We start from the raw sequence: 15,282 nt of genomic DNA, 5'->3' as shown, positions 1-15,282 counted from the left end.
GGGCCCTGTTCCTCCGCGAGCGGATCAGGTAAGTCATCCACATGACCCGAACCGATGCGAACACCCTGAATGACGGGATTTCGGTGAAGACTGACCGCCAGCGGGTGACCCGGGCAGGTATCGCCCGGGTCACCGGTCTCGCGCTGCTGTGGGGCTCCGGCTTCCTCTGGATCAAGCTCGCGTTGCGGGGCTTCAACCCGGTGCAGATCGTGTTCGCCCGGCTCCTGCTCGGCTTCCTGGTCCTGACCCCGATCGCCCTGTCCCGGGGACTCCACTTCCCGAGGCAGGGTCGGCTGTGGGGTCACCTGTTCGTCGCGGCCCTGGTCGCCAACGCCGTGCCGTACCTGTTGTTCAGCGTCGCGGAGGAGACGATCGGGTCGAACGTGGCGGGGGTGTTGAACGCGACCACGCCGCTGTGGACGCTGCTGTTGGCGTTCCTCGTCGGCGTCGACCGGGCCGTCACCGTCAAGAAGGCCGCCGGGTTCACCCTCGGGTTCCTCGGCGTCGTGGTCATCTTCTCGCCGTGGGAATCCGCGAGCGAGATCGCCAGTTGGGGCGGCCTCGCCTGCCTCGCCGCAGCCGCCAGCTACGGACTCGGCTACGTCTACATGGGCCGGTTCCTGTCTGGACGCGGGATCCCGCCGCTCGTACTGTCGGCGGCCCAGCTCGGCGCGGCCACCGTGCTGCTGGTGCCTGCGCTGCCGTTCGCCGGCCTGGAGTCGCCGGTGTGGCGGCTCGACGCGGTGGCGAGCCTGCTCGTTCTCGGGGTGCTCGGCACCGGGGCCGCCTACGTCCTGAACTACCGCATCATCGACGACGAGGGGCCGACCGCCGCCTCGGTGGTCACCTACCTGCTGCCCGTCGTCGCCGTGATCCTCGGCTGGGCGATCCTCCGCGAGGCTGTCACGACCGCGATCGTGGTCGGTATCGCCCTGGTCCTCGCCGGGGTCACCCTGACCCGGCGACGGTCCACCGAAATCGGATAACCCGCACGTCACATCGACCAGCGATCCTCGTACCTCGGGTGGTTCGGACGGACCTGCCCATGGGTCACCGCCCCGAAGCCGGCCACCGACGCCACGGTTCATCGGTCCCTGAACGGCATGGAGGACGCTGATGCAGGTCGTCATGGCAACGAGCCCGGCCAAGCCCGACCAGCCGAATGAGGACTTCGTCGGTGCCGTACCGAATGCCGTCGTCCTGCTCGACGGGGCCGGGCTGGCCGGCACCACCTCGACCTGCCGGCATGGCGTCGCCTGGTACACCCGCCGGCTCGGCGGGGCGCTGCTCGCCCAGCTCGCAGCCGACGACGGTCGGGAACTCACCGCCATCCTCGGTCAGGCCATCGCGGAGGTCGCCGACGCGCACCGGGACACCTGCGACATCGGCGACCCGAGCAGTCCGTCAGCGACCGTCACCATCTTCCGGATCGACGACGACCGCGCCGACCACCTCGCGCTCGCCGACTCCGTGCTGGTCCTCGACCACGCCGGGAACGCCCCCGAGGTGATCACCGACGGGCGGGTGGACGCCGTCGGCAGCCGCTACCGCGCCGCGATGGACGCCACCCCGAACGGGAGCGCCGAACACGACCGGGCGCTGCGCGAATACATCGAAAGCACGCGCGTCCATCGCAACCGGCCCGGCGGGTTCTGGGTCGCCGCCGACGATCCTGGGGTGGCGACGGAAGCGCTGACCGGGAGCCGTCCTGTCGCGGACATCAGGGGTGCCGTCCTGCTCAGTGACGGGGCCAGCCGCATCGTGGACCAGTTCGCGCTGGCGGACTGGCCGGAGGTGCTCGCGCTCATCGCCGCAGAGGGGCCGGGCGAGGTGATCCGGCGGGTCCGGGCGGCGGAGGCCGGCGATCCGCAGGGCAGACGGTGGCCGCGCGCCAAGGCGTACGACGACGCCACACTGGCCTGGTGCACCCGGTTTGCCGCCCGACAGGCACCCGCTGGATCGGGCCTCGCTCCCTCGTGAACATGATCGAACAGCGACACGTGTATGACACGGTCGGCCCAGTCGACCGGTCGGAGGGGACGGATACGAGACTGAGGTGCTGGCCGTCCACAATCTACCCACACGCAGAACGTCCAGATCAGTAGTAGAGGAACCCGCGGATCGCCCCGATGACCGCCAGCAGGATGACAACCCCCCATACAACGTTCCGTCCAGTCGAGCCGAAGATCAAATAGGCGATCTGCGCCAGCAAGAAGATCGAACTCAGCACCAAATCTACGAGCAGCAGCACAAGGGTGAGCGCCAAGCGCAGCAGGAACCAGACAAACCCCAGGCCGTACCACTTGTCGATTGTCGAGTCGTCGTATGCCCAGCGGGTGAGCACGAAGGGCTTGTAGAGGGAGGAGTCCCAGCCCTGGCTCCACTTCACGCCAATGCTGGACCAGTACGAGTCCCCACCTTCCTTCACGTTCGCTTGATCCACTCGCTTGAACTGGATCCTCTTGACAGCGCCACCGGTGACGTCGATCAAGACTTGGCCATCCTTGACCTGGATGGTGGTGGTTCCGTTCACGACCACGGTGAGCTGGTCGCGTCCGGTCTGAACCTTGAACACACTGTCGAACCCGGTGGCACCCTTCTTGCGGTCCCGAAGCAAGACGTAGATCGTGCTTCCATCTCGAGGTGGGAGGGAGTACTCCGCTCCGATTGAGAACTCGCCGATCGGGGTGACGATGCTCGTCTCGCCCTCAACCGCAACGCCATCCGGACCGACTGTCAGGGCCACCGGCAGCAGCGCAGGCTTGTATTTGACCTTGCCCTTGCCCTCCCCCTCCGGGTCGCAGCCCGCGAGTACCAGCGCTAGGAGCAGCGGGATAAGCGTCAACCACATGGCGCGGTCTCGATATCGCCGTACTGGTGCAAGGCTTCGGGTGCCCGCCGTTGCCACCTCCCGATCGCAAGCAGAATGCACCTTCACCGTGTACCGCCTGCCTGAGCTGAAACCCTCGACGCCGAGCAAGCTACACATGGTCGCCACATGATTACGAGTGTCCCCGTCTGGTCAAGCCGCTCCCGATCGACGGTCCACCGCCACTCTCTATTTATCCCGACTCCCACCTCTGCCGGTTCGAACCGCCGGCACATATGCGAGCGCATCGCTGATCTTGCCATTCACGATGTCATCTCCCCCGTCGATACAGTTGGCGTAGACAGGGAGCAGGACGGCGGTGCCGTGGCCCAGGCTCCGGGCAGCCTCGCTCGGCAGAACGCTGGTGTTCGGCCAGAGCGAGGCCGCCACGTGACGTAGGTCGTGTGGCCGGCGAACGAGCGGCGAGGCGACCTGCGCTTCGGTCAGCGCCCTCTCCCGGGAGAGCTTCTACTACAGGTCATCGACCGACTCGGACGGCAGCCCGAGGTTCCCTCTCCGCAGGTCGCCGAGTGGGCCAGGCACAGTGTGCACGTCCTGATGAAGGTCTACGCGAAGTGTATCGACGGTCAGCAGGAGGCCGCCAAGAGGCGGATCGAGAATGCGCTCAGGATCGAGGACCAGGAAGGATCTTGACCGAACTCCGCCGCGTATTTGCCGTGACGAGGGAGATCCAACGGCACTGAGTGAGACTCAGTGGGATCGACGAGAGAAGCCCCTCACCTGCGTTTCAGCAGGTAAGGGGCTTCTCTGTGCTCCTGGTGGCGGGTAGAGGATTCGAACCTCTGTAGCTTTCGCGACGGATTTACAGTCCGCTCCCATTGGCCGCTCGGGCAACCCGCCAGGGCACACCGCCGCGTCGTAACGCGGCAGCGGAGCAAGGATAGCGGTCGCCCCCGGGGGCGTGGCAACCGGGTACCGTCAGAGGGTCGTGGGGCTGGTCAGCACCGCGACGACCCTGACAGACCGCCGGACAAGCAGGAGCATCAGCATGGCAGCGAACCCGTCGTTCGACATCGTGAGCAAGGTCGACCGGCAGGAGGTCGACAACGCCCTTCGCCAGACGGAGAAGGAGCTTGCCCAGCGGTTCGACTTCCGTGGCACCGGCGCCGAGATCTCCTGGTCGGGTGAGGAGGCGATCAGCCTTCAGGCCGAGACCGAGGAGCGGGTCAGCGCCGCCCTGGACGTGTTCAAGGAGAAGCTGGTCAAGCGGAACATCTCGTTGAAGTCCCTGGACGCCGGTGACCCCCGCGCCTCGGGCAAGGTCTACAAGATCGACGCCAAGGTGATCCAGGGCATCGAGTCGGAGAAGGCCAAGGCGATCAGCAAGAAGATCCGCGACGAGGGCCCGAAGGGTGTCCAGGCGCAGATCCAGGGCGACCAGCTCCGGGTCACCGGCAAGAAGAAGGACGACCTCCAGACCGTCATCTCGCTGCTCAAGGGCGAGGACTTCGGGGTGGCCCTCCAGTTCACCAACTACCGCTGACCCGGTAGCCAGGCTCCACCCGGCCGGGCGGTCGTCCCCACGGGGACGGCCGCCCGGCGCACGCACGGACCCCGGACGACAGCGGGACCGCGTACCCCCGAGGGGCGCGCACGATGGTCAGACGGTAACGGGGTGTTCGGCGCGGGTGGCGGCGGCCTCGGCGCGGGCGATCGGGCCGCCGGGCAGCGCCGCGACGCCGGCCCCGACGCCGACCGCCCCGGCGGCGAACAGGAACGCCCAGGGCACCCCGCCGGCGTGGTCGACGATCAGGCCAGCGACCGCGCCGCCGGCCGCGCTCGCCGCCACCGACATGGTCACCACCCAGGTGTACGCCTCGTTGAGCATGCCCGTCGGGGTGATCCGCCCGACCAGGGTGTTCTCCAGGGTCAGCGCGGGGGCGATGGTGGCTCCGCCGATCACCAGGGCGATGCCGAGGGACACCGGGCCGGGCATCACCGCGAAGATCGCCAGGGTGCCGGCCACCGCCCCGAGCAGCCAGGCGAACTGGCGGGTCATGTTGGCCGCCGGGCGGCGTACCCCGAACCAGAAACCACCCACGGCGCTGCCCACCCCCCAGACGGCGAGCAGCAGGCCGGCCAGGCTCTGTGGGTCGTCGGTGGGCTGGTTGCCGGCGAACGCCGGCACGATCACCCCGGCCGCTCCGAACGCGATGCCGAGGCTCGCCACGCAGACCAGCAGCGCCGGGAACCCGCCGACCCGCAGCGGGCCGAGGCCCCGGGCGTGGTGCTCGCGGGCGTGCGGGCGCCAGGCGCGCATCACCCGGCCCAGCGCCACCCCGCCGGTGCCGACCAGGGTCACCACGGCCGCGCCGACCAGTGCGGCGGCGGCGTCGGCCAGCAGGACGAAGGCGGCCACGAGCAGCGGGCCGAGCACGAAGACGACCTCGAACAGCGACGTCTCGGCGGCCAGCGCGGTGTTGCGGAGCTGGTAGCGGCCGGTCGCCGGGGCGGTCAGGTCGTTCCAGGCACCCCGGATGGCGGCGGTCAGCGGCGGGTAGGTGGCCCCGGCCAGCCCGGCCGCCAGGTAGATCAGGCGCAGGTCGGCGTTCTCGGCGCGACTGGCCCCGAGCAGCGCGAACAGGGCCAGCGGATGCGCCACGGCGGTGACCAGCAGCACCGGCGTGGGCCCGACCCGGTCGGCGATCCGGCCGGCGACCGGGCTGAGCGCGGCACCGGACAGCGCGTAGATTCCGCCGGCCACGGCGGCGAGGGAGTACCGCCCGGTGACCTGCTCCACGACCAGCAGCAACGCCAGCGGGGTCATGCCGATGCCCAGCCGGCCGACGACGCCGAGGAGCAGCAGCAGTGGGGCGCCGGGAATCCGCCAGACGCCCAGGTACTGGCGCAGTGCGGACACGGCACACCTCCCAGGAGACGATCAGGTAACGACTCAGAACCCTGTAGACCCTAACGCCGCAGGTCGCTCCGGGAATGGTCGATTCACTCACATCCGGGGCCGCTGACCCGGTGGCTGCGAGAGGGTAACTTGCTGATCGACCCAGATACATACACCGCTGGATCGCCCCCGATGTCGTAGGAGGTCCAATGGTCGGCACGACGACCGAACGCCGCCGGCCCGGCCCGGCGTCCCCGGGCAGCCGCCGCCGGGAAGCTGCCCCGGTGCTCCGCAAGAGCACCAGTCACCAGCAGAACGGGGTCGAGGAAGCGGACCCGACGACCTGATGACCGACGCCGACGAGCGGTTCTCACCGCCCCCCGGTTACCTGGCCCTGTTCCGGCATCCGGTCGCCTCCCGCCTGGTCACCGCCCGGGGGATCTCCGAGCTGGGCGACTTCGTGGGGCTGGCCGCGCTGCTGCTGCTCGCGTACGACCAGACGCAGTCGGTCCTCGGGCCGGCCGCCGTGTACGCCGCCCGCGCCCTGCCCGCCCTGCTGGTCGCCACGGTGTTCAGCGGCTGGCTGGACGTGCCGGCCCGCCGTACCCTGCTGGTCTGGCTCTCGGTGGCCGGCGCGGTGCTGATCGCGGTCCCCTTCGCGGTGCCCCGGCCGGTGCCGGCGATCGTCGCGGCCGGTCTGCTCGGCGCGGTCCGGGCCGCCTACTCCAGCGTCAACGTGGCGGTCGCCGCCGAGTCGGTGGACGCCCCGCTGCGGCTGCCGCTGTTCGGGCTGTCGGCCTTCGCCAACCAGATCGGCCAGGTGGTGGGGCTGCTGGCCGGGGCGAGCATCACCGTGGCCCTCGGCCCCCGGGTGGCGCTCCTGATCGACCTGGTCTCGTTCCTCGTCGCGGCGGTGGTGCTGGCCGGTCTGCCGACCGGGCAGCAGCGGCGGCGCGGGCCGCGCCCGCCGGCCACCGCCGGCCTGCGGACCATCGCCGGGCACCCGGTGCTGCGCGGTGTGGCCCTGCTCACCCTCGCCACGGTGCTCTCCGGCGCGCTACCGGAGACCCTCGCCCCGGACCTCGCCGCCGGGGCCTGGCGGCCGGTGGTGCTGGCCTCCTCGGCGCTGGGCGGCGCGGTCTTCGTGCTGGTGTTGGGGCGGGGCACCTGGCTGGGCCGGCTGGCCGGGCAGGTCACCGTGGCCGCCGCCCTGGCCGGGGCGCTGCTGCTGGCCGCCCTGCTGGTCGCCACGCACGCCCCGGTGTGGGCGCTGGCCTGCGCCAACGCCCTGATCGGGGCGGGCGGCGGGTGGCTGATCGGCGCGCAGGCCACCTTTGCCCAGCTGGCCCCGGTGGAGCGGATGGGGCAGGTGGAGGCGACCATCGTGGCCGCCAACATCGTCGTCGCCGGCTGCGGGATCTTCCTGCTCGGGTCGGCCGCCGCGCTGTTCGGGCCGGCCGTGGCCTACCTGCTGGCCGGGGTGCTGCTCCTGGTCGTGGTGCTGCTGACCCGCCCCGACCGGCTGCCGGCCGACGCCGGCCCGCAACCGACCGTTTCCCCGCACTGACCCCCTCCGGCGGCCCGGCTCCCCGGCGGGGGTACCGCGATGGACCGCTGACCCCGACCACCGCGCGCCGGTGGTCCCGGCGCGGGGGCGCCGCGCGCAGACGACCGCGCCCGCGTCCGGAACGTGGACGCGGGCGCGGTGTCGGTCGGGGTCAGCGCTGGAACTGCACCGGGCCGGTGTTGCGGGCCATCTGCTCCAGCCGGGCCACCCGCTCCTCCATCCGGGGGTGGGTGGAGAAGAGCGCGGCGATGCCGCCATCCCGCTTGAACGGGTTGTCGATCATCAGGTGGGCGGTGCTGGTGAGCTGGCCCTGGGCGGGCAGCGGCCGGGCCTGGGTACCCAGGTGGATCTTGCGGAGGGCGCTGGCCAGGGCCAACGGGTCCCGGGTGAGCTGCGCACCCGAGGCGTCGGCCTGGAACTCCCGGCTGCGGCTGATCGCCAACTGGATCACGGTGGCCGCGATCGGGCCGAGGATGATGGTGAGCAGCAGCACGGCCGGGTTCGGGCCGTCCTCGTCGTTGCTGCCGCCCAGCGGGATGAAGAACGCCAGGTTCGCCAGCATGGTGATGATGCCGGCCAGCCCGGCCGCCACGCTGGAGATCAGGATGTCCCGGTTGTAGACGTGGGACAGCTCGTGGCCGATCACCCCGCGCAGCTCGCGGTAGTCGAGGATCTCGGTGATCCCCTGGGTGACGCAGACCGCCGCGTTGGCCGGGTTACGACCGGTCGCGAACGCGTTGGGCTGCGAGGTGGGGCTCACGTACAGCCGGGGCATCGGCTGCCCGGCCTCGGTGGCCAGCTCACGCACCATCCGGTACAGCTCGGGGAACTGCGCCTCGCTGACCGGTTGCGCCCGCATCGAGCGCAACGCGAGCTTGTCGGAGAAGAAGTAGGTCACGCCGTTCATCAGCAACGAGACGACGACGGCGACGACGAGGCCACCGCTCCCACCGAACCAGTAGCCGACCGCGAGGATCAGCGAGGTCAGCAGGCCCAGCAGCGCTGCGGTCTTCAGACGGTTGTGATGCACGATCGCTCCTTCGGTGCGCGGATCACGCGGGACCCGCTGACCGGTACAACGTCACCGGTACCCGCCAACCATCCAGCTCATGACTGGCAGTTGACTGACAGAAGCTGGGAACCCGCTGAACGGACCGGACACCGGGGACGACCCGGGACACCAGGTCGGGGGCGTCCGGCCCGCCGGCGCGCAAGCTCCGAGCGGGCCGGTCAGCGGGAGGCGAGATCCAGCACCAGTTGGGGGGCGAAGCCGATCACCACGGCCAGCGCGGTCGCCCCGGCCAGCGCCACGGAGACCGGCCAGGCCACCCGGCCGGGCGTCACCCCGGGCGCGACCCCGACGGGCGCGGCCGGCTGCCCGGTTCGGGCGGGGACGCCGGTCGCGGCCGGCTCCCCGGCAGGGGCAGGAGCGGTCGGGTCGGCGTACAGGGTGGCGGCGAGGCGCAGGTAGTAGGCCAGGCCGATAACCGCGTTCAGCGCCACCGCCACGGCCAGCCAGCCGGCCCCGCCGTCCAGCACCGCCCGGACCACGGTCACCTTGGCGAACAACCCCGCCAGCCCGGGCGGCAGGCCGGCCAGCCCGACCAGGGCCAACGCGAACGCCGCCCCGGCCCAGGGCCGCCGCCGGCCCACCCCACGCAGGTCCGCCACCGCGCCGCCGTCCGCACCGGCCGGACGCAGCGCCACCAGCGCCGCGAACGCCGCCAGCTCCACCACCACGAAGAAGACCGCGTACGCCACCGCGGCGGCGTACGCGCCGGCCCGGACGTCGTCGGCCCGGCCGGCGGCCGACGCCAGCACCCCCAGCGGCGCCAGGATGTAGCCGGCCTGGGCCACCGACGACCAGGCGAGCAACCGGACGGTACGCCGCTGGCGCAGCGCCACCAGGTTGCCCACGGTCATGGTGAGCACCGCCAGCAGGGCCAGCACCGGGCCGGTCACCTCGGCCGGCAGCGCCCGCTGCACCACCGCCAGCAGGGCCACCACCCCGCCCAGCTTCGACGCGGTGGACAGGTAGGCCGCCACCGGCAGGGGCGCCCCGTCGTAGGTGGCCGGCGCCCAGGCGTGGAACGGCACCGCCGCCACCTTGAAGGCCAGCCCGAGCACCACCAACGCCACCGCCGCCGGCACCAGCGGCACGTCGGGCGCGTCGGCCAGCAGCCCGCCGAGCCGGTCCAGGTGCAGACCGCCGGTCGCCGCGTAGAGCAGGGCCGCGCCGAGCAGGGTGACCGTCGTGGCCACCACGCTCACCACGAAGAAGGTGACCGCCGCCTCGGCACTGGCCAGGCTGCCCCGGCGCAGACCCACCAGCACGTACAACGGCAGGGTCAGGGTCTCCAGGGCGACGATCAGGGTGATCAGGTCACCGGCCGCGCCCAGCACCACGCCACCGGTCATCGAGCAGGCCAGCAGGAAGCAGTACTCCCCGACGGGCGTCGGACCGCCCCGCAGCAGCGGCCCGGAGAGCCCGAGCACCCCCAGGGTGAGCAGGGCGAAGACCCCGGCGACCAGGGCCGCCCGGCCGTCGAACACCCACGAGCAGTCGGCCCCCATGCAGAAGGTCCGCCGGGTGCCGGCCCCGCCCACCACCACCGCACCGACCCCGGTGGCGACGACGCCCGCGCAGGCCACGGCCACCGTCGCGCCGGCCCGGCCGACCAGCAGATCCGCCAGCAGCACGAGTACGGCGGTGCCGGCCGCCAGGTACGCCGGCAGCAACGCCACGTTGTCGACGCTCTGCACCACGCTCATCGGTGCTCACCTCCGTTCGCGACTGCGGACGTCACCGGACCACCGCCACCAGGGCGTCCACCGGGCCGGTGGCGTAGCCGAGCACCAGGGTGGGTGCCAGGCCGACGGCGAGGGCGAGCAGGACCAGCGGAACCCAGGCGGTCAGCTCCACCCCGGCCAGGGCGGGGGTGAACCGGCCCACCGCCGGGCTGGGCCGGCCGTGGGTGACCCGGCGCAGCAACCGCAGGAAGTACGCGGCGGTGAGCGCCCCGCCGACCGCCGCCAGCACCGCCAGCGTGGTCCACAGCGGCCCGCCCCGCTCGACGGCCGCGACCACCGCGAACGCCTCACCCCAGAACCCGGCCAGGCCGGGCAGGCCGAGTGAGGCGACCGCCGCGAAGCCGAGCAGACCGGCCAGCCGGGGCGCGGTCTCCCGCAGCCCGGACAACTCGGCCAGCGCCCCCGTGTGGGCCCGGTCCTTGACCGCCCCGGCGAGGAAGAACAGCAGCCCGGTGATCACCCCGTGTGCCACGTTGCCGATCAGCGCCGCCTGGATGCCGGTGGCGGTCAGCGTCGCCACCCCGAGCAGCACGAACCCCATGTGTCCGACGCTGGAGTAGGCGATCAGCCGCTTCAGGTCGTCCTGGGCCAGACAGACCAGGGAGCCGACGAGGATCGCCGCGACGGCCAGCACCCCGAGGATCGGCGCGGCCCAGCGGGCACCCTCCGGGGCCACCCCGACGGCGACCCGGATCAGGCCGTACGTGCCCATCTTGAGCAGGACCCCGGCGAGGATGACGCTGCCGACGGTGGGTGCCTGGGTGTGCGCGTCGGGCAGCCAGGTGTGCAGCGGCCAGAGCGGGGCCTTCACCGCGAACGCCAACCCGAGCAGGGCGAACGCGGCCAACTGGGTGCCCCGCGACAGCCCCACCCCGCCGGTCAGCGCGACGATGTCGGCGGTGCCGGCGGCGGCCACCACGACGAACACGCCGACCAGCAGCAGCACCGAGCCGAAGAGCGTGTAGAGGGCGAACTTGCGGGCCGCCGCGCGGGCCGCGTCGCGTGCCGGCAGGTCATCGCCGGTGCCGCCCCAGCCGGCGATGATCGCGTACATCGGCAGCAGGACGACCTCGAAGAAGACGAAGAAGAGCACCAGGTCGAGGGCGAGGAAGGTGCCCAGGATGCCCACCTCGACCACCAGCAGCAACGCCACCAACGCCCGGCCGCTCCCCCGGCCCTCGGGCACCCGGCGCACGGTGTAGCCGCAGCAGAGCAGGGTGAGCAGGGCGGTGAGCACCACCAGCGGCCAGGAGATGCCGTCCACCCCGAGGTGGAAACGCAGGTCGAGGCCGGGCACCCAGGGCAGGTCGACCTCGTGCCAGGGCTGTACGGCGGGAGCCGGACCGTAGCCGAACCAGCCGTGGTCGCCGAGCACCAGCAGCGCCGCCCCGACCAGGGTCAGGCCGGCGACCGCCGTACCCAGCAGCCGGGCCGCCCGCTCCCCGGGGAGCACGGCCACCAGCGCCGCCCCCACCGCCGGCAGCACCAGCACCGCGACCAGCAACACCTGCCCAACAGTCATGGGGCCCGCCTCTCGTTCGCGACTGCGGGGCTCCGCTGCGCTGCACTCCTCGCGCTCACCGGGCCCGCCTCTCGTTCGCGACTGCGGGGCTCCGCTGCGCTGCACTCCTCGCGCTCACCGAACCGACCTTTCATTCGCGACTGCGGGGCTCCGCTGCGCTGCACTCCTCGCGCTCATGAGGAGACTCCGATCAGGGCGGCGGCGAGGCCGATCAGCAGGGCACCGGCCAGCACCGCCGCCGTCGCGCGGGGCAGCGCCGCCCGGTGCAGCGCGGCCAGCCCGGCACCGAGGGTGGAGGTGCCCCGGCCGATCCCCTCCACCAGGCCGTCCACCCCGACCTCGTCACCGGTACGGGTCACCCGGGCGAGCGCCGTCGTGGGGCGTACCACGAGGGTGTGTTGCAGGTCGTCGAGGCGGAAGGCGCGGGCGAACACCGGCCGCAGCGGACCCAGCGCGCGGGCCGGATCGGCTGCCGGGTCCCGCCGCCAGCCGGCCCAGGCCAGCCCCGCCCCGGCCAGCAGCAGCACGATCGGCAACAGCACCGCCGGGGCGAGGTGGACCAGGTCGACGTCGGCGGCGGTGCCCCGCAGCCGGTCGGTGAACGGCGGCCAGAACGCGGCCAGGCCGAGCAGCGCGGCCGGGACGGCCAGCAGCAGCACCGGCCAACGCATCGCCGCCGGCGGGTCGTGCGGGTGCAGCAGCGGCAGCCGGGGCTCGCCGAAGAAGGCGCGCAGCAGCAGCCGGGTGGCGTACGCGGCGGTGAGCAGCACCCCGAGCAGCCCGGCCAGCCAGACCAGCCACCCCACCCAGGTCGGGGCGGGGCCGGTGCCGTCGAACGCGGCGGCCTCGGCGGCGGCGAGCACACCGTCCTTGCTCCAGAACCCGGACAGCGGCGGCACCCCGGCCAGCGCGCCCAGGCCGATCAGGGTGCACCAGAAGGTGACAGGCATGCTGCGGCGCAGCCCACCCATCCGGGACAGCAGGGTGGTGCCGACGGCGTGGATCACCGCACCGGCGGCGAGGAACAGCAGCGCCTTGAACGCGGCATGGGTGAGCAGGTGGAACAGCGCGGCGGCCGGGGCACCGACGGCGAGCGCGCCGGTCATGTAGCCGAGCTGGGAGACCGTCGACCAGGCGAGCACCCGCTTCAGGTCGTCCTGGGCGGTGGCGGCGAGCGCGCCGAGCAGCAGGGTGATCGAGGCGAGCACGCCGAGCACCGCCAGCGCCACCGGGGCCCGGGTGAACAGCGGGTAGAGCCGGGTCACCGCGTACACCCCGGCGGCGACCATGGTCGCGGCGTGGATCAGCGCGGAGATCGGCGTCGGGCCGGCCATCGCGTCCGGCAACCAGGTGTGCAGCGGGAACTGGGCGCTCTTGCCGGCCACCCCGGCGAGCAGCAGCAGGCAGGCGGCGGTCAGGATGCCGGTGGAGTGGTCGTGGGCGAGCACGTCGGCGATCCGGAAACTGCCGGCGGAGACGCCGAGCAGCGCGATGCCGAGCAGGAACCCGACGTCACCCACCCGGGTGACCAGGAACGCCTTCATCGCGGCGGCGGGCGCCTCGGGCAGCCGTCGGTCGTGGGCGATCAGCAGGTACGAGCAGAGGCCCATCACCTCCCAGCCGACCAGCAGCAGGATCAGGTCGCCGCTGACCACCACCAGCAGCATCGCGGCGGTGAACAGGCTGATCTGCGCGGCGTAGGGCGGATAGCGGTGGTCCACCTCGACGTCGTCGTGCGGGCCGCGCCGCAGGTAGGCCACCGAGTAGACCTGCACCGCCAGCGCCACCGCCGCCACGGCGACCGCGACCAGCGCGGCGACGCCGTCCAGCCGTACCCCGAGGGTGACCCGCAGCCCCCCGAGGTCGATCCAGGTGGTGCTGGTCTCCACCGGGTCGCCGACCCGTACCAGCAGTAGCACCGCGACCAGCAGCGCGCCGGCCGCGCCGGCCACCCCGAGGCCGATCGCCGCCCGCCGGGCCGCGCCCTCCCCGGTGGTCGCGCCCTGCGGTGCCGGCGGCAGCAGCAACCCGAGCAACCCGGCAACCAGGGGTACGACCGGCAGCGCCGCCCCGAGCAGCCCGGTCACCGCCCGGCCTCCGCGCGGACGCCGGCCGACCCGACCGTGACGTCACCCGTCGGACCGGCCCGGTCCCCGGTCGGCTCGGTCAGCGGCACGTCGTCGACGGTGACGCTGGCCCGCAGCCGGTAGAGCTGGAGCACGATGGCCAGCCCGACACCGATCTCGGCGGCGGCCAGGACGATCACGAACAGCGCGAAGACCTGCCCGGAGTGCGGCAGGACCGCCCGCACGGTGGTGTCGGCGGTGACCAGGATCAGGTTGACCGCGTTGAGCATCAGCTCCACCGCCATCAGCACCAGCACCGCGTTGCGTCGCCGCAGCACGCCGTAGACGCCCAGGCCGAACAGCAGCGCGGCCGTGACGTACGGGATGACCGGCCTCACCGGATGACCTCGGTGCGCGACGACGACGGGGCGGTGTCGGGGCGGCGGCCGATGTCGGGGCGGGACAGGATGACCGCGCCGACCAGGGCGGCCAGCAGCAGCACCGACAGCACCTCGAACGGCAGTACCCAGGAGCGGAACACCTGCTCGCCGATGCCCTCGGCGGTGCCCGCCGCGGGCAGCTCCACCGTCGACCAGCGGAACGCGTCGACCAGCAGCGCGGTCAGGCCCAGCCCGGTGCCCGCGCCGATCAGCGCGGCCGGCCAGCCCGGCCGGTCCAGGTCGTCGGACGCCCCGATCGGGGCCCGGGTCAGCATCACCGCGAACAGCAGCAGCACCACCACCGCGCCCACGTAGATCAGCACCTGCACCCAGGCGACCAGTTCGGCGGTGAGTACCAGGTAGTCGCCGGCCAGCGCGCCCAGGCAGAGCACCAGGTAGAGGCCGGCCCGGACCAGGTGTTTCGTGGCGACCACCAGCACCCCCGACCCGACCGCCACCGCGCCCAGGGCGAGCAGCAGCACGTCCGCACCGGTCACCGGGGAGCACCTCCGTCGTCGGCGGGGCCGGGCTCGGGGCGTACCACGGTGGGGCGGGCGGCGGAGCTGGTCGGGGCGGCGGCCTTGCGCGCGGCGGTGGTCTCCTCCTTGGCCGGCTCGCCGTGCGGGTCGTGCGCGGGCGGCGGCGGCACCGTGGCCATCCACTGGCCGAGGTGGTCCCGGTCGTGCAGCAGGTCCTTGATGTCGTACTCGGCGTACTCGAACTCGGGCGACCAGTAGAGGGCGTCGAACGGGCAGACCTCGATGCAGATGCCGCAGTACATGCAGAGCGAGAAGTCGATGTCGAACTTGTCGAGGACGTTGCGCTGGCGGGGACGGGCCGCGCCGGCCACCGCCACCTCCTCCTTGTGCGAGTCGATGTAGATGCACCAGTCGGGGCACTCGCGGGCGCAGAGCATGCAGACCGTGCAGTTCTCGGTCAGCAGCGCGATCACGCCCCGGGAGCGGGGCGGCAACTCGGGGGCGACGTCGGGGTACTGCTGGGTGTGCGACCGGCGGGTCATCGTCTTCAACGTGACCGCCAGCCCCTTCACCAGCCCGCCGCCGGTGCCCCCGCCGTGCTCGCTCACCGTGTCGCCCCGACTCGCTCGCTCATGGGGTCATCCTGCCCTGTGGCCACGGCGTGCGCG

14 protein-coding genes and 1 tRNA gene are annotated in these 15,282 nt (G+C 72.5%); 5 read left to right on the top strand and 10 right to left on the bottom strand.

The features are described 5' to 3' along the window. Positions 1-83: 83 nt before the first annotated feature. Together JQX11_RS10775 and JQX11_RS10770 are read left to right on the top strand one after the other, a co-directional pair. Positions 84-986: a DMT family transporter gene (locus tag JQX11_RS10775; RefSeq protein WP_204924841.1), complete on the top strand. Its 903-nt coding sequence runs from the start codon at positions 84-86 to the stop codon at positions 984-986. Between the two features lie 130 nt (positions 987-1,116). Then, positions 1,117-1,980 carry a protein phosphatase 2C domain-containing protein gene (locus tag JQX11_RS10770; RefSeq protein ID WP_204924840.1) on the top strand — a complete coding sequence of 288 codons (864 nt, stop codon included), beginning with the start codon at positions 1,117-1,119 and terminating at the stop codon, positions 1,978-1,980. A gap of 118 nt (positions 1,981-2,098) precedes the next feature. Here the strand turns inward: JQX11_RS10770 and JQX11_RS10765 are convergent, their stop codons facing one another. After that, the gene (locus JQX11_RS10765; protein WP_204924839.1) at positions 2,099-2,980 is read right to left on the bottom strand and encodes a hypothetical protein; all 882 of its coding nucleotides are present in this window, start codon (positions 2,978-2,980) and stop codon (positions 2,099-2,101) included. A gap of 666 nt (positions 2,981-3,646) precedes the next feature. Next, a tRNA-Tyr gene (locus JQX11_RS10760) sits at positions 3,647-3,730 on the bottom strand. 148 nt (positions 3,731-3,878) lie between these two features. Here JQX11_RS10760 and JQX11_RS10755 point away from each other — a divergent pair. Then, entirely contained in the window at positions 3,879-4,373 is a 495-nt protein-coding gene (locus JQX11_RS10755; RefSeq protein WP_204924838.1) for a YajQ family cyclic di-GMP-binding protein, read from the top strand. Positions 4,374-4,490: 117 nt separating this feature from the next. On the opposite strand, the gene JQX11_RS10750 is transcribed toward JQX11_RS10755, so the two are convergent. Further along, a complete protein-coding gene (locus JQX11_RS10750; protein ID WP_204924837.1) occupies positions 4,491-5,750 on the bottom strand; it encodes an MFS transporter in 1,260 nt (419 codons plus the stop codon). Between the two features lie 188 nt (positions 5,751-5,938). On the opposite strand from JQX11_RS10750, the gene JQX11_RS10745 reads away from it, so the two are divergent. After that, entirely contained in the window at positions 5,939-6,076 is a 138-nt protein-coding gene (locus JQX11_RS10745; RefSeq protein WP_204924836.1) for a hypothetical protein, read from the top strand. Beyond that, complete coding sequence (locus tag JQX11_RS10740) at positions 6,076-7,296, top strand: MFS transporter (protein WP_204924835.1); 1,221 nt, start codon at positions 6,076-6,078, stop codon at positions 7,294-7,296. Before JQX11_RS10745 ends, JQX11_RS10740 begins: the two co-directional genes overlap by 1 nt. 151 nt (positions 7,297-7,447) lie before the next feature. On the opposite strand, the gene htpX is transcribed toward JQX11_RS10740, so the two are convergent. From htpX to JQX11_RS10705, 7 genes are all read right to left on the bottom strand, one after another. Further along, on the bottom strand, positions 7,448-8,326 hold the full coding sequence (gene htpX / locus JQX11_RS10735) for a zinc metalloprotease HtpX (RefSeq protein WP_204924834.1): 879 nt from the start codon (positions 8,324-8,326) through the stop codon (positions 7,448-7,450). 200 nt (positions 8,327-8,526) lie between these two features. Beyond that, positions 8,527-10,068, bottom strand: a complete 1,542-nt coding sequence (locus JQX11_RS10730; RefSeq protein ID WP_204924833.1) for an NADH-quinone oxidoreductase subunit N — start codon at positions 10,066-10,068, stop codon at positions 8,527-8,529. A gap of 31 nt (positions 10,069-10,099) precedes the next feature. After that, positions 10,100-11,629, bottom strand: coding sequence for a complex I subunit 4 family protein (locus JQX11_RS10725; RefSeq protein WP_204924832.1), 1,530 nt, complete (start codon positions 11,627-11,629; stop codon positions 10,100-10,102). A gap of 173 nt (positions 11,630-11,802) precedes the next feature. Then, positions 11,803-13,716: an NADH-quinone oxidoreductase subunit 5 family protein gene (locus tag JQX11_RS10720; RefSeq protein ID WP_204924831.1), complete on the bottom strand. Its 1,914-nt coding sequence runs from the start codon at positions 13,714-13,716 to the stop codon at positions 11,803-11,805. Further along, positions 13,713-14,093 carry an NADH-quinone oxidoreductase subunit NuoK gene (gene nuoK / locus JQX11_RS10715; RefSeq protein WP_307826146.1) on the bottom strand — a complete coding sequence of 127 codons (381 nt, stop codon included), beginning with the start codon at positions 14,091-14,093 and terminating at the stop codon, positions 13,713-13,715. Before nuoK ends, JQX11_RS10720 begins: the two co-directional genes overlap by 4 nt. Next, positions 14,090-14,632 (bottom strand): NADH-quinone oxidoreductase subunit J family protein, encoded by a 543-nt coding sequence (locus JQX11_RS10710; protein ID WP_204924830.1) that lies wholly within the window; start codon positions 14,630-14,632, stop codon positions 14,090-14,092. Before JQX11_RS10710 ends, nuoK begins: the two co-directional genes overlap by 4 nt. Next, entirely contained in the window at positions 14,629-15,222 is a 594-nt protein-coding gene (locus JQX11_RS10705) for a NuoI/complex I 23 kDa subunit family protein (protein WP_204924829.1), read from the bottom strand. Before JQX11_RS10705 ends, JQX11_RS10710 begins: the two co-directional genes overlap by 4 nt. Positions 15,223-15,282: the final 60 nt, after the last annotated feature.

Origin of the sequence: Micromonospora humida (assembly GCF_016901255.1) — a bacterium.
GTDB lineage: Bacteria > Actinomycetota > Actinomycetes > Mycobacteriales > Micromonosporaceae > Micromonospora > Micromonospora wenchangensis.
The sequence above is the reverse complement of the archived record's forward strand: the minus strand, read 5'-3'. Positions and strand labels throughout refer to the sequence as shown.

Coding starts and splice junctions, on each gene's coding strand:
- JQX11_RS10770 (WP_204924840.1), top strand. CDS start 1,117: ATGCAGGTCGTCATGGCAACGAGCCCGGCCAAGCCCGACCAGCCGAAT.
- JQX11_RS10755 (WP_204924838.1), top strand. CDS start 3,879: ATGGCAGCGAACCCGTCGTTCGACATCGTGAGCAAGGTCGACCGGCAG.
- JQX11_RS10745 (WP_204924836.1), top strand. CDS start 5,939: ATGGTCGGCACGACGACCGAACGCCGCCGGCCCGGCCCGGCGTCCCCG.
- JQX11_RS10740 (WP_204924835.1), top strand. CDS start 6,076: ATGACCGACGCCGACGAGCGGTTCTCACCGCCCCCCGGTTACCTGGCC.
- JQX11_RS10730 (WP_204924833.1), bottom strand. CDS start 10,068: ATGAGCGTGGTGCAGAGCGTCGACAACGTGGCGTTGCTGCCGGCGTAC.
- JQX11_RS10725 (WP_204924832.1), bottom strand. CDS start 11,629: ATGACTGTTGGGCAGGTGTTGCTGGTCGCGGTGCTGGTGCTGCCGGCG.